The organism is Brucella haematophila (genome assembly GCF_005938105.1).
Lineage (GTDB): Bacteria > Pseudomonadota > Alphaproteobacteria > Rhizobiales > Rhizobiaceae > Brucella > Brucella haematophila.
On sequence record NZ_VCPE01000001.1, the window covers coordinates 516,040 to 528,807 of the forward strand.

Genomic DNA, 12,768 nt, shown 5'->3' on the forward strand with positions numbered 1-12,768 from the left:
CTTCAGTTCGGAACGGAATGACCGATGCGGCGGAGCATTTCGGCAGCGCTTTCCTCGTCGGTGATGAACACCGTTGGACGCAGAAGCTTCATCGCGCCCAGAAGCGCCTCGATTTTTTCCTTGCCGCCGGATGTGAGAATACGTTGTGGCGTTTTCTGCAAGCTTTCGATGCTGGCAGACATGACGCGCTGGTGGACAGGATCGTCGACGATACGACCTTCGGCATCGTAGAAGTGGAACAGAACGTCACCGACTGCGCCATTGGCGAGCAATGATTGCTTCTGCTGGTCATCCACAAGCCCCACACGATAGGACGTGCTGCTGGCCGTTTCGATGCCGCCGATGCTGAGAAGCACCATGTCGAGTTCTTCGGCCATGTCCAGAACCGTATTGAGACCGCAGCGCTCGATCAGTGCGGTACGGGTCTCCTTGCTGTCCACAAGGGCAGGCGCGGGGATGAGGTAGCCTTCGCCTTGCAGCATTTGCGCGAATTGCCAGGCAAATTCCGGCGGGTTGGAGCGTCGTGGCTGCACAATGCCACCCAGCAGCGAAATAACCTTCAGATCGTTGACCGGGCGCGAGCCGATATGCTGCAAGGTGCTGGACAAGGTGCGGCCCCAGCCGACGCCAATGCGCATGCCATGCTGGATTTTTTCCGAGAGATAAGCGCCTGTCGCAGCACTGATCGGGGGGATCGGGTCGGTTTCGACAGAGGACAGGGGGGCGACAATGGCCTGTTCCAGACCGAATGCCTTTTCAAGAGCTGCTTCCAGCGCTGTCAGTGCCGAAAGCTTGCCCTCAATGGTGATCTTCACCTCGTTGCGGGCGCGGGCATCGGCAAGAAGACGCACGATGGTCACACGACCGACACCCAGCGCATCAGCAATATCGCTCTGGGTCATCTGCTCGACGTAATACATCCACGCCGCACGGGTTCTGAGACGGCTGGTGCGGTTTTCCGCTGCAACGCCTTCGGATCCCACCAGAAGGTCGTTGGTTTCAGCTGCGTTCCGTTTCCCCTTGGCGGTCTTTTTCAAATCGATTCCCCAAAATTCTTACAGTTTGCGTCTTTGTGAATATGGAACCTATTGCTTTTCCCGGACGAGGAAAACAATACTTCTTTTGTATCGGTTAAGATACGATTGTTGGCCGAGCAAGGAGCGAAGAGATCAGTCATGCTGCGCACACTTTCTGATGAAATCGCTGTCAGTCTGAAAGACCGTCTGCGGGACGTGCGCTATGTCATAAGGCGCGCCCGGCAAACTGCGCGTGCGCCCGAAAACAGTCTGCCTGCACCGGAAGCTCTGCTCGGCCATGCCGCAGGCGTGATGGATACGGCGCTGACCGCCGCAGAAGCGATCTCGATCTCGTTCATCTCGTCCGAACCGGCCAAACATCATGGCGCGCCGCAGATGCGCAGCCTTTCCTTCTATTTTGGCACCGGCGCGGAAGGCGCACGCGGCTTCCGCAGCGATATGTATTATTTCCTCAAGGGAACGATGCGCCGTTACGGACTCGAAAACGCGCTGATCCACGAAGCGGCTTTTTCCGTGATCCACGGGCGTCTGCTGCGCAAACATGCAGACGTTTTGCGTGATGCTGCAACGGTTGCCCAGGCGCTGACCGCGCTGTTTCTGGAGTCTCTCGCTGAAAGGCCCGTGCGCTCGATGTCGTCTGAAGCCTCGTGCGACCCGGAAAATCTGCGCAAGGCGGAAGTGATCGGGCTCGCCGCCGCTTGCCTGTCCTGCGGGCTGGCTACCGAAAAACCTGCCGATCTGGCCGATATCGATCCGCTGGAAAGCGTGTTTTTGGTGCTGGAAGCAAGATATGAGCGGCTGGTGGACGCGGCGGAGACCCGCGACGCGAAGAAGCTCGAAACCCTCTTCGCGACGCTGATCGCCCATTTGCCTTAACCGAGGCGGTTCATGCGCCGAACAGGTCGGCGATGATCTTCTTGGCGCGCGGAATAGAAGCCGGACTCATGCTGAGTTCGGTCAGTCCCATGCGGATAAATTCCGGAATGAGATCGGGCTTGCCAGCCGCTTCACCGCACATGCCCACCATGATGCCCGCCGACGTGGCCGCTTTCGCAGTCATTTCAATGGCCGCCATCACGGCTGGATGATGCACGTCGTTCAGCTTTGCCACCGTCGGGTTGAGCCGGTCTGCCGCCATCACATATTGCGTCAGATCGTTGGTGCCGATGGAGAAGAACGCGGATTCCTTGGCCAGCTGATCGGCGGCAAAAACCGCTGCCGGTGTTTCGATCATCACGCCGAGTTCAAATGTGCCGTAAGGCTTGCCTTCCGCCGCCAGCTCGCGCTCGCATTCGGCAATAAGAACCTTTGTCGCCCGGATTTCCTCAATATCGGAAACCATCGGCAGCATAACCTTCAGATTGCCATGCACGGCAGCGCGAAGCAGGGCGCGCAATTGCGGCTTGAACACTTCCGGGCGATCAAGGCACATGCGGATGCCGCGCCAGCCGAGGAAGGGGTTTTCCTCTTCAGGAAACTCAATGCCGGCGACGGGCTTGTCACCGCCGATATCGAGCGTGCGGACAATGACGGACTGTGGTGCAAAAGCCCGCAGAAGTGCCGCATAGGTTTCCATCTGCATGTCTTCAGACGGCAAATGGATATGTTTCATAAACAGAAGCTCGGTGCGGAAGAGGCCGACGCCCATCGCGCCAGCAGTCTGGGCAGCTTCGATTTCCTCCAAAGCGCCGAGATTGGCCGCAACCTCAATCGTCACGCCATCGGCACGCCGCGGGATGAAATCACGATACTTGTCCAGCGCACGCTGTTCTTCCGTGGCCTTGGCAATGCGGCTTTCGATATCAGCCAGAATGGTGGCGTCGGGGTCGTGATGAACAATACCGGCGCTGCCATCGACGGCAACCTTGCGCGCCGTCTTCAGCGTATGAACGGCGTCGCCAAGCCCAAGCACTGCCGGAATTCCGTGCGTGCGTGCAATGATGGCGACATGCGAGGTTGCACCGCCATGGCCGCAGACCACACCGCGAATGCGCTTCAGCGGTGCACGCGCCAGATCCCAGGCGCCGATGTCTTCGGCAATCAGAATGGCGCCGTCTGGCAGGCCATCGAGATTGAGATCTTCCTGACCGAGCAAGGCGAGGCATATCTGGCGGCTGATCGCGTGCACATCATCGGCACGCGCATTGAGATAAGGATCGTCGAGGCTTGCGAATTGCTGGGCGACCGTCGATGCGGCACCGAGCGTCGCAGAGACGGCATCCATCCCGCCGCGAATGAGCGCAAGTGCTTCATCCCGCAGGCTGTCGTCGGAGGCAATGTCCTTCAACGCGGCAACGATACCGCGATCGCTTTCGGCCAGATCGCCACGCGCGAGCGAATGTTCCATCCGTTCCTGAACGGTCGCGACGGCGGCCTCGTAACGGCTGATTTCCGGTCCGATTTCGTCTGCTGCCAGCTTGCCGGTTCCCGGCGTGATTTCGGCAGGGAAAAACGGAAATGCTTCACCAAGCGAAAGACCTTCGCTGGCGGCAACGCCCTTGATCTGCCCTTCCGGCAACACTGTAACCGCAACGTTTGCGACTGGGGCAACGACGACGGGAGTAGCTTCTGCGACGGCAGCAACCGCTGCGCCTTCGTTTTCCTCAAGCCCGGCACGCGGGTTTTCGAGATAGCCGATCAGCGCTTCCAGCGCTTCAATTGCGTCGGCCCCTTCGGCACGCACGGTGACTTCGTCATTTTCCTTCACGCCGAGCAGCATGAGTTTGACGGAGCTTTTCGCGCTGACGCTTTTGCCGCTCTTTGCGATCTCGATATTACACTCGAACCCCTTGGCGAGCTTGACGAAACGGGTTGCGGGGCGTGCATGCAGCCCTTCATGCACCCGGACGATGGTGGAGCGTTCCATTTGAGAGCCTTGGATCATGAATGCTTCTTGAGATCAGTCGCTGATGACGATCGTATGTCCTTCGCGCAGCACAGCAACCAGAGCGGCACCGTCAACTTCGCTGGCACAGATTTCGCCCGGGCGATCGGTCGAGTCGGCGCCGGTAAACGATATCACCACGTGACCGATGTCACGCACTTTCTGCCAGGCGCTTGTTCCGACAGCCGTAATGCGTGCCGTGAGGTCGCCAATGGCGATGAGCGCGCCAACCGGCGGTGCGGCTTCCTGCGGACCGTCTTCGACGGCGTGCATGACCGAGACTTCTGCCAGCTCAGGCGGGGAACCCTCGGCAAACAGGATCAGAACGCCGCCCTCGGCGAGATCAGCCACTTCGGGACCGATTGCGGTGATCCGTGTCTTGAGATGTATCGGCATGGCGGCAGTCCTTTTCAATTTCACTCAACCGACACCCTCCAATTATTGGGAGATGAGGATGTCGAATATTAAAAGGTAGATATTTGAGCGCATCCCGAAAAGTGTGAAACGGTTTTCGGAAAAGATGCGCGTTAAAACAGAGGATTAGAGGAACGGCTCGCCGCGTTGATGCGACGAGCCAGTTTGCGTCAAAGCACGGCGAGGCTGACGAGCCAGGCGATGAGCACCGAGACAGGGCCCATGATCTGGCGGCTGATCAGGATCGCAGGCACGCCGATTTCAATCGTCTTCGGCTTGGCTTCACCGAGCGCCAGACCGACCGGCACGAAGTCGCAACCGACTTGCGTGTTGTAGGCGAAGAGCGCGGGCAGGGCCATTGCCGGAGCGATGGTGCCATTGGCAATCTGCGGGCCGATGATGGCCACACCCACCACCTGGGCGATGACCGCGCCCGGTCCGAGGATCGGAGACAGGAATGGCAGGCCGCAGATGGCCGACAGAACGAGCAGGCCGACGATATTGTTGGCGAGCGGTCCCATTGGCTGGGCGAGAATATCGCCGATGCCGGTGTAGAGAATGAGACCGATCAGCATCGTCACGAACGCCATGAATGGCAGAACGTTGCGGATCACCTGATCGATGGTGCGACGACCAGCATTGAAGAAAATGCCGACGACACGACCCATGGCGCGACCGATGCGGCTGATAAAGCCGACCATGCCGCCATCGTTCGAGGTATCAACAGGTGCTGCTGGCTTTTCTTCGGCCTTGGCAGCGGCAGCTCCAATGGAAGCAGCGGCAGCCGGAGCCTCGGAGCCATCGGCAGGAACGACATTTTCGGGCTTCACGCCGGAGACATAAATGTCTTCGGTGATAAACTGCGCCAGAGGGCCGGACTGGCCGACGGGCGTCAGATTGACGGTCGGAATGCGCTTGCGTGGATAGACGCCGCAACGTGCGGTGCCGCCGCAATCGACCACGACAACGGCCATTTCGCTTTCAATGGGCGGAGCGCGGAAACCGTCTACGGCTTCGCCCCCGGTCATTTCGGCGATCTGCTTGGCAAGCGGATGAATGCCGCCGCCGGTCACGGATACGATCTTGTTGCGCTGCTCGGTCGGCTGAATGACGAGCGGGCCGCCCCAACCACCGGAGCCGTGAGAAATTTTGACTGACTTATAGGTCTTGGCCATGATGTCCTCCCGCGCGCCTTAGAGCTCGACGCCCTGACGGCGCGCCATGATGGCGGTGATGCGTTCGGTGAGCATGCCCTTGAGCAGGATCACGACGAGGCCGACGAGGGCGTACCAGATAGCCACATTGATGTGATAACCATTGGGCACGGCACCCTTTTTTTCCAGCTCAAGCAGAGCCACCAGCACGCCACCCCAGACGAAATATTCGCCGGGATTGATATGCGGGAAGAGGCCAAGCGGCGGATGCACATAGGACACTGCCGCGTCGTAGAAGGCAGGCTTGTGCTTTTCCTCAAGGAACGAACCGAAGGTATAGGCCATCGGGTTGGTCAGGAAGAACACTGACAGGACCGGCAGAACCGTATAACGGGTCAGCGCGATGCGGCCCGCGCCCTGTGCAAGACCATGCACGCGCTTTTCACCAACCAGTTCGGTGATCGCGTAGAAGGCGGTCATCAGAACCACCAGCGTCGGAATGATGCCGGTCACGAAACCGGAAAACACTTCGCCGCCCTTCTGGAAGATGCCGATGAAGTGCTTGCCGATAGAGGCAAGCCAGCCCAACTGTTCTTCCTGCGTGACGTGTTGCAGACGCTCCTTGAACTGATCGACAGTCAGATTGTCCGCGCCGGTCGCCTGTGCGAGCTGCACAAGGTTATTGCTGCCGTGTTCGACGGCGAGCTTGCCGTGAAACACTGCATCCGTTGCCATGTTGGCCGCCATCTGGCTGGCCACATGCAGGGATTGTAAGGTCGTATCGGCGCCTTGCGCCAGCATTGCAGCTATAGACATTTCTCCTCCTCGACGCCCGTCCTCGTCGGGCGATACCCCTTGAGCATTTCCACCCGCCAGGACATTGGAAGTGCTCTATCTGTTTGTTTTGCCCCACATCTTGTCCGAAAACGTTGCACAGTTTTCGGGATGCGCCTGTTTGTTTACCCACTTCCAGATTGGACACGCTCTCAGGCGTGTGCCAGTTTCAGTCCTTCGAGAGACGCGCCGTCGGATTGTTCCCTGATGCGGTCGATCTGGTCCATCGCCTGCTTTGCGGCAGCATTGACGGGCGATTTTTCGAGCGCTTCCTGTTCGCGCCGCAAGGCGTTGAGCGACATGCCCTCATAGGCTTCCTGCCGCTTGAATTTCGCAAACACGGTTCGCCCGCTCATTTCCAGGAAACGGCGGACTTTCAGGTCGCGGTCGACCACAATCATGACAATGACGCCTTTGCCGAAGCGCCCGCGCACATGGCCCGCACCGACGAATCCGTCAGAGTAGCGGGATGTGACGCCTTTCAGCACGTCGGAGTAATGGCGCATCTGAAACCAGACGCCCAGCGACTGGACTCCCCATAAAAGAGCCAAAGCCAGTAAAGCCCATTGCCAGATAGCCATTTTCTCCTCCTCCACCGGAGGCTTGATGCGTCTTCAGGCGCCGCCAGTCTCCGTCTCTTCACAGAACATTTGTTTTCTTAAATGTCAATATGTATAATTATGAGGTAAATATCGCCGGACGGACAAGCTGACAACAGCTGTTGTTTCGCATATGGTCTGTCGGCGTTGGAGGCGTGGAATATGGATTTGCTTTTGAAGAACCAGATGGCATCGATGCCGGACTTGCGACGCCGCTTGCGGCAGTTGCGCTGGTTCAGGGCGACGTTTCGCAAACACGCCAGTCTTCTCAACGATGTTTATGGTGTCGATTATGACATCGACGAGCAGAAACTGACGGAAGCTTTTCTGAACTGGGTTGAGCTGGTCGAGCAGAACAAGCGCTATGCCAAGGTGGACCGCAAGGATTTCATCACCTTTGCCGCCGGTCTGGTTCTGCGTGAATTGATCCGTCTTTCGCCTGCCCGGGCGCTATCGATCCCGAAAGCAATCGAGGGTGAAAGCACGCCGCAACACGACATTATCGCCTTCTGGCCGGAAGGGTTCCTCTATACCAACTACTGCATCTGCGCGATTGCCGCTGTGCAGGAGCAGGAATTCGGCGTGGCACAGGATATTGACGCCTGTGCGGACGATCTGCGGACCTGGTGGTCTTACCGGGAAAACGTGGCTGACATGCCGGGCTATGCCATCGCCTTCCTCGACAAGTTTCTGGGCGGTGAGCCAAATTGGGTCATGCCCGATCTGGCGTCGGCCCGCGTGGCGGTTCAGCGCGCGCTCGGCGCGCAAAATCCGTCAGGCGCGATAAAGGGTTAGCCGTTTTGACAATCTGGCCCGTCAGCTTGACGGGCGCGGAGGCAAACCGGCGCGAGCGCGCATCTTGTCGAGTAGGGCTGCTGCAATCGGCTCGTAGTTTTCGTCGAAGTGGTGGCCGCCAGCCAGCTTCATGACCTCCATGCCCTTCAGCTCTTTTGCCGTGCAGGCGGTGTCCTCTTCCTCTTCGCCGTAGACGCAGACGACGCGGTCGAGCGGAATGCTGGAAATCGCCGGAACGACATCCTTGTCGCCATCCATGCCAAGCCAGCCTTCGATGGAAACCTGGAAGGTGGTCGTGGTTTCGACGCCAAGCAGCCCGATCATTCTGGTGCGATCCTGAATGGACGGATCGAGAAATTTCCACGCAAATGGGAATGTGTCGGCCCCGAAGGAATAGCCGAGCACGGCAACGGGCAATTTGCCTGTCGGGTCGGCCTTCTTGATCATGGCCGTCGTGTCTTTGGCGATTTCTTCCGGTGTGCGTTCCGACCAGAAATAACGCAGCGAATCGACGCCGATGACATGCACGCCATTGGCCTGAAGCCATTCGCCGATGGACTTGTCGAGATCGCGCCAGCCGCCGTCGCCGGAATAGAACACAGCAACCATATCGCCATTGCCGCCCTTGGCGGGAAGATCGACAATCGGCAGAGCCTCGTTCTTGGCGTCCTGATCGGCCATGGCGACGATATTATCCACCGCCATTTTCATGCGCGTTGGGAAATCCTTGCCGCTCTGGAGAACGGCAATATTCTTTTGCCGGGCTTCGACCGGGTTGTTGGTTTCGCCTCCGAGAGGGCTCATCACAAGCGCAGGCGCAGGTATCTGGGCATCATAGGCATAGGTGAAGGCACCATCCGGCGTCTTCGTCGCGGCTGCCTTTTCCGTGCAGGAGGGCAGGCGGGTCTTGGCGGGAGCCGGGTCGAGCGAGACAGCGCCTGCAATGGTCGCATCGGGCGAATCCGAAGCGGCGGCATAGGCGATGGTCGCGCCTTGTCCGATGCCGGTCAGCACCGGATGGAAATAGACATCGAGATCAAGCCCGCGCAGTGCTTCCTTGGCAATGGCCTCAAAATCGGAGTCGAGATAGTTGCACTCGCCGTCTTCCTTATCGAGCGAAGCGCGCCATGGGCCGAGTTCAACCGGCAGAACGATCATGTTCTTGGCCAGCAGCGCATCCGTATAGGCGCGCTCCTTTTCGCCGATGCCTGCCTCGTCGCTGAGCAGTATCGTAAGCCCGACCGGGTCGCCGTTGGGCATATAAACCGGGATGTTCGACAACCGTTCGGCGCTCGCATGAATGACCGGCTCTTCGGAACCCGTGAGCTTGGTCCACATGCGGGCGATCTTGCCGGTATGCAGCGTGCCGTAAACGCCTGCTGCTCCCAACAGCGCAAGCCCGACCACGGTAAAGAGGACGCGTTCTTTCTTCATTTACGGATGAACTCCAATGGGCTGCCATTAATCAGGGTTGTCGCATCGAGCAGGGCGCGTGGTGTTTCCAGTCCACCGGGGCAGACCATGTAATGCGGGGTCCAGACAGGATCGAATTTCTCCTTAAAGGCTTTCAATCCGTCGAAATGATAGAGATCGGCACCGCGCTTGTAGATAAAGGAGCCGAGCCGGTTCCAGCGCGAGGCGAGCCTGCTGCCGCTCAAGCCGGAAAGCGGGGCTGCGCCGAGATTGAACCATTTATAGCCTTCGGCCTTGCTGGTCATCAAAAGCTTGGCGAAAAGCGCGTCCATCAGCAGCTTGTGCACATTGGGCATATAGCGCATCAGGTCCACGGTGATTTCGTGCTTGTCGGCACCGCGCCACAAATTGGCGAAAGCGACGATCTCGCCTTCATGTTTCAGCACGGCGACATCGAAACGCTTCATATAGTCGTCGTCGAAATAACCCAGAGAGAAGCCTTTTTCGCTGCCGGACTTGAAGTCGAGCCAGGCATCGGAAATTTCACGCAGACGCGGAATGAGCGGCGCAACCTCGGCAGCCGGAATGATTTCGAAGGTGAAGCCGTCCTTGTCGATCTTGCGGTCGGCATAGCGGAATGGCTGGCGGCGCGGTCCTTCGAGCGAGAAGTCAGTCAGGTTCACGCGGGCGACTTCGCCCAGTTTAAGCGCGACCAGCCCCATATCCAGAAACAGCGGCAGACTTTGCGGGCCAACGCCATAGAAAACCGTGCGAACGGCCAATTTGTCGGCAAGTGCATGGAACGACCAGGCCGCTTCCTTGCCGGTTTCAGGATTGCCGATCGGCTCACCGAGTGCGATCAGGCTGCCGCCGGACTGCGCATACATGATGAACGCGCTGTTATCCGGCGCCATCAGGAACTGCTTGTCGCCCAGCATGGCCAGTGCGGCATCTGTGTGCGGGCATTCCGCAACCAGATTTGGAACGGCTTCCGGGATCGAATAATCGACCTTGCGCCTGCGGTGGCTGTTGCGATTGATGATCGAATGCAGGCCGACAGCGGCCACGAGTGCAAAGACCAGCACGGTCGCACGCAGGAAGCGGGGCGCGTTGCCGCTCCATGCAAAGTCCCACCACAGGTCGCTTGAATATTCGACATGGCGATAGACGAAGAAGCCAAGCCATGTGGAAACAAGCACTGTCGTGCCGACAGTGGTGATCCAGTTCCAGCTTAGCTCGAATGGTCCTGATATCGGGCGGCGATAGAAGGAATCGCGGAAGCTCCAGAGCGTCGCGGCGAAGATGCAGAGAATGACGGCTTCTTCCCAATCGAGGCCCTTGGCGAGCGAAAACACAGCACCGCTTAGCAGCAACGTCATGGCCGCCACCCATGCTCGCTCCAGCCGCTTGGACAGGCCGCGCGCAACAATAAGCAGCGCGACACCCACGAGGCTTGCCGCAAGATGCGACATTTCCATCAGGAATTCCGGCACGATGTCGGAAAGCAGTTCGACACGATAGCGCAAATTGGGCGTTGCGCCCGAAATCAGGAGGATGATTCCGCCCAGAAAGATGATGCCAGCGGAAAGGCTTGGCACCAGTGGCTCGAACAGCCGTTTGGCGAAGGCAGCCTGCTTGCCCAGCATCTGCCGCCGCCGCATCGCTTCCCAGACGAGAATGCCAGCGGTTGCGACGACCAGAGGCATGACCGTGTAAATGATACGATAAGCGAGCAGGGCGGCAATGGCATCCGGCTTTCCGCCAAGGCCCAATCCGGCGATGATGGTCGCCTCAAAAGCGCCCAATCCACCGGGCGCGTGGCTGGCAATGCCCAGAACAATTGCGATCACATAGACGAGCGCAAAGACGGCAAAGCTTGGCACTGCGTCGGAAGGCATGAGGACGTAGAGCGTGGCCGCAGCGGCGCCGACATCGACCAGCCCGGCACAGATCTGGATCAGCGCGCCCTTGGAATTGGGAAGGCGGAGGCTGAACGAACCTATTTTGACGCTACGCTCACCATGCGACAGCCAGTAGATCAGCCAGCCAATGCCGCCGAGGATGACGACGCCAGCAATGATATCAATGCGCGAATCAATCGTGGACAGCCACGGCACATCTTGCGGGTCGATGAGGAGTGCAGCGCCGACCATGATGATCAGCGCGAACCAGATCGCAAACCACGATGTGCCGACAATTTTGCCAATATCCGCAAGGCTGACGCCTTCGGCAGCATAAATGCGGTATCGCAGCGCACCGCCCGTCAGAAGCGAAAAGCCGAGCGCATTGGAAATCGCATAGCCCGCAGCACCGGCGACAGCAGCGATGCGGCGCGGTATTTGATTGGGCGCGATGGTATCGACCGCGACGACGTCGTAAAGGGCGACGGCCGCATAGCTCAGCACGGTAAAAAAGACCGCGAGCGCCAGCGTCGTCCAGGAAATGCTATGCAGCGCCGCCAGCGTTTCCGACCGCGACGTGTGCTGGAGCATTGTCTCCAGAACATAAATTGCCAGCAGAGCGATGGCGATACCCGCCACCGGAAACAGAAAATGCTGGTATCGCCTCAGCCAACCAAAAGGTCGGGGCGACACTGTTGTTGGGATGGAAGGTGTATCATCATCAATCAAGCTCATCGGTGCATTGTTCCGTTGGAGCAATCAAATAATTTATATTAAGGCGCGGAATGATCCTGATTTAGGGCAAACTTGTGATCTAACGAGATGTTCCATTGAAAATATTCAATGGTAATCACAACTTGGTCTATATAAGCCCTTGGATTACCGGGGCAGCAAGCAATTTGACGAACGAATGAGGTTATCGTGCTCGATGTTTCCTACATGACGGCGGCTGGTGCGGGGGCTCTGTCCTTTCTGTCGCCCTGCGTTTTGCCGCTGGTGCCGCCTTATCTTTGTTACATGGCTGGCGTGAGCGTCGAGGATTTTCGCGCCGATAAAGCCGCCCGGGTCGCCGCCGAGCCTTCTGCCCGCCGTTCACTCGCCTTTGCCGCAATCTGTTTCGTGCTCGGCTTCACCACTGTTTTCGTCGCGCTTGGCGCTGGCGCATCGTCCATCGGCGCATTCCTGCGCGCCTGGCAGCAGGAGATCGCGATTGTCGCCGGTGTTGTCATCATATTGATGGGGCTAAATTTTCTGGGACTGCTGCGCCTGTCGTTTCTGTCGCGCGAGGCGCGCTTTCAGGCGCGCAATGCCCCGGCGTCGCCGCTTGGCGCCTATGTCATGGGGCTGGCCTTTGCCTTTGGCTGGACACCGTGTATCGGCCCGGTTCTCGGCCCAATCCTGACACTGGCTGGCGGTAGCAGCACCGTGGGCGAGGGCGCGCTTCTGCTCGCAGTCTATTCGCTGGGTCTCGGTATTCCGTTTTTGATCGCAGCACTTTTTTCCGGTGCTTTCATGCGCTTCCTGTCCCGCTTCCACGTGCATCTCGGCAAGGTGGAAAAGGCAATGGGCGCGCTTCTGGTCGTTGCAGGCGTCCTGTTCCTGACAGGCGGCATGCAATCCTTCTCATTCTGGTTGCTCGAGACGTTCCCGGTTCTGGGGCGGCTTGGCTAATTCCGTAAGCTTCCTTATACGCTTTAGTGATAAAGCGGATGAACACATCGTATTTCTGGACAATGC

11 protein-coding genes are annotated in these 12,768 nt (G+C 58.6%); 3 read left to right on the forward strand and 8 right to left on the reverse strand.

The window, feature by feature from the left end:
• Nucleotides 1–2 precede the first annotated feature (2 nt).
• A complete protein-coding gene (locus FGI60_RS02405) occupies nt 3–1,037 on the reverse strand; it encodes a sugar-binding transcriptional regulator (RefSeq protein WP_138783760.1) in 1,035 nt (344 codons plus the stop codon).
• Nucleotides 1,038–1,175: 138 nt separating this feature from the next.
• On the opposite strand from FGI60_RS02405, the gene FGI60_RS02410 reads away from it, so the two are divergent.
• A complete protein-coding gene (locus FGI60_RS02410; RefSeq protein WP_138783761.1) occupies nt 1,176–1,913 on the forward strand; it encodes a hypothetical protein in 738 nt (245 codons plus the stop codon).
• Nucleotides 1,914–1,923: 10 nt separating this feature from the next.
• On the opposite strand, the gene ptsP is transcribed toward FGI60_RS02410, so the two are convergent.
• The 5 genes from ptsP to FGI60_RS02435 all read right to left on the reverse strand — a co-directional run bounded on the left by ptsP (nt 1,924) and on the right by FGI60_RS02435 (nt 6,904).
• Entirely contained in the window at nt 1,924–3,903 is a 1,980-nt protein-coding gene (gene ptsP / locus FGI60_RS02415; RefSeq protein ID WP_138783862.1) for a phosphoenolpyruvate--protein phosphotransferase, read from the reverse strand.
• Between the two features lie 33 nt (nt 3,904–3,936).
• A complete protein-coding gene (locus tag FGI60_RS02420; RefSeq protein ID WP_078340336.1) occupies nt 3,937–4,317 on the reverse strand; it encodes a PTS glucitol/sorbitol transporter subunit IIA in 381 nt (126 codons plus the stop codon).
• Between the two features lie 188 nt (nt 4,318–4,505).
• Nucleotides 4,506–5,510 carry a PTS glucitol/sorbitol transporter subunit IIB gene (srlE, locus tag FGI60_RS02425; protein WP_138783762.1) on the reverse strand — a complete coding sequence of 335 codons (1,005 nt, stop codon included), beginning with the start codon at nt 5,508–5,510 and terminating at the stop codon, nt 4,506–4,508.
• Nucleotides 5,511–5,528: 18 nt separating this feature from the next.
• The gene (srlA, locus tag FGI60_RS02430) at nt 5,529–6,305 is read right to left on the reverse strand and encodes a PTS glucitol/sorbitol transporter subunit IIC (RefSeq protein WP_113533482.1); all 777 of its coding nucleotides are present in this window, start codon (nt 6,303–6,305) and stop codon (nt 5,529–5,531) included.
• 170 nt (nt 6,306–6,475) lie between these two features.
• The gene (locus tag FGI60_RS02435; RefSeq protein WP_138783763.1) at nt 6,476–6,904 is read right to left on the reverse strand and encodes a transcriptional regulator GutM; all 429 of its coding nucleotides are present in this window, start codon (nt 6,902–6,904) and stop codon (nt 6,476–6,478) included.
• Nucleotides 6,905–7,084: 180 nt separating this feature from the next.
• Between FGI60_RS02435 and FGI60_RS02440 the strand changes: the two genes are divergently transcribed.
• Entirely contained in the window at nt 7,085–7,717 is a 633-nt protein-coding gene (locus FGI60_RS02440; RefSeq protein WP_138783764.1) for a hypothetical protein, read from the forward strand.
• A gap of 21 nt (nt 7,718–7,738) precedes the next feature.
• On the opposite strand, the gene FGI60_RS02445 is transcribed toward FGI60_RS02440, so the two are convergent.
• Nucleotides 7,739–9,151: an AcvB/VirJ family lysyl-phosphatidylglycerol hydrolase gene (locus FGI60_RS02445; protein WP_138783765.1), complete on the reverse strand. Its 1,413-nt coding sequence runs from the start codon at nt 9,149–9,151 to the stop codon at nt 7,739–7,741.
• Complete coding sequence (gene mprF / locus FGI60_RS02450; RefSeq protein ID WP_138783766.1) at nt 9,148–11,766, reverse strand: bifunctional lysylphosphatidylglycerol flippase/synthetase MprF; 2,619 nt, start codon at nt 11,764–11,766, stop codon at nt 9,148–9,150. The genes FGI60_RS02445 and mprF overlap by 4 nt, the downstream gene beginning before the upstream one ends.
• 204 nt (nt 11,767–11,970) lie before the next feature.
• On the opposite strand from mprF, the gene FGI60_RS02455 reads away from it, so the two are divergent.
• On the forward strand, nt 11,971–12,702 hold the full coding sequence (locus FGI60_RS02455) for a cytochrome c biogenesis CcdA family protein (RefSeq protein WP_456236763.1): 732 nt from the start codon (nt 11,971–11,973) through the stop codon (nt 12,700–12,702).
• The last annotated feature ends 66 nt before the right edge of the window (nt 12,703–12,768 follow it).

What these genes read in the sequence shown, in the direction of transcription:
- FGI60_RS02440 (WP_138783764.1), top strand. Translation starts at nt 7,085, where the DNA reads ATGGATTTGCTTTTGAAGAACCAGATGGCATCGATGCCGGACTTGCGA.
- mprF (WP_138783766.1), bottom strand. Translation starts at nt 11,766, where the DNA reads ATGAGCTTGATTGATGATGATACACCTTCCATCCCAACAACAGTGTCG.
- srlA (WP_113533482.1), bottom strand. Translation starts at nt 6,305, where the DNA reads ATGTCTATAGCTGCAATGCTGGCGCAAGGCGCCGATACGACCTTACAA.
- FGI60_RS02445 (WP_138783765.1), bottom strand. Translation starts at nt 9,151, where the DNA reads ATGAAGAAAGAACGCGTCCTCTTTACCGTGGTCGGGCTTGCGCTGTTG.
- ptsP (WP_138783862.1), bottom strand. Translation starts at nt 3,903, where the DNA reads ATGGAACGCTCCACCATCGTCCGGGTGCATGAAGGGCTGCATGCACGC.
- FGI60_RS02455 (WP_456236763.1), top strand. Translation starts at nt 11,971, where the DNA reads ATGACGGCGGCTGGTGCGGGGGCTCTGTCCTTTCTGTCGCCCTGCGTT.
- FGI60_RS02435 (WP_138783763.1), bottom strand. Translation starts at nt 6,904, where the DNA reads ATGGCTATCTGGCAATGGGCTTTACTGGCTTTGGCTCTTTTATGGGGA.
- FGI60_RS02420 (WP_078340336.1), bottom strand. Translation starts at nt 4,317, where the DNA reads ATGCCGATACATCTCAAGACACGGATCACCGCAATCGGTCCCGAAGTG.
- srlE (WP_138783762.1), bottom strand. Translation starts at nt 5,510, where the DNA reads ATGGCCAAGACCTATAAGTCAGTCAAAATTTCTCACGGCTCCGGTGGT.
- FGI60_RS02410 (WP_138783761.1), top strand. Translation starts at nt 1,176, where the DNA reads ATGCTGCGCACACTTTCTGATGAAATCGCTGTCAGTCTGAAAGACCGT.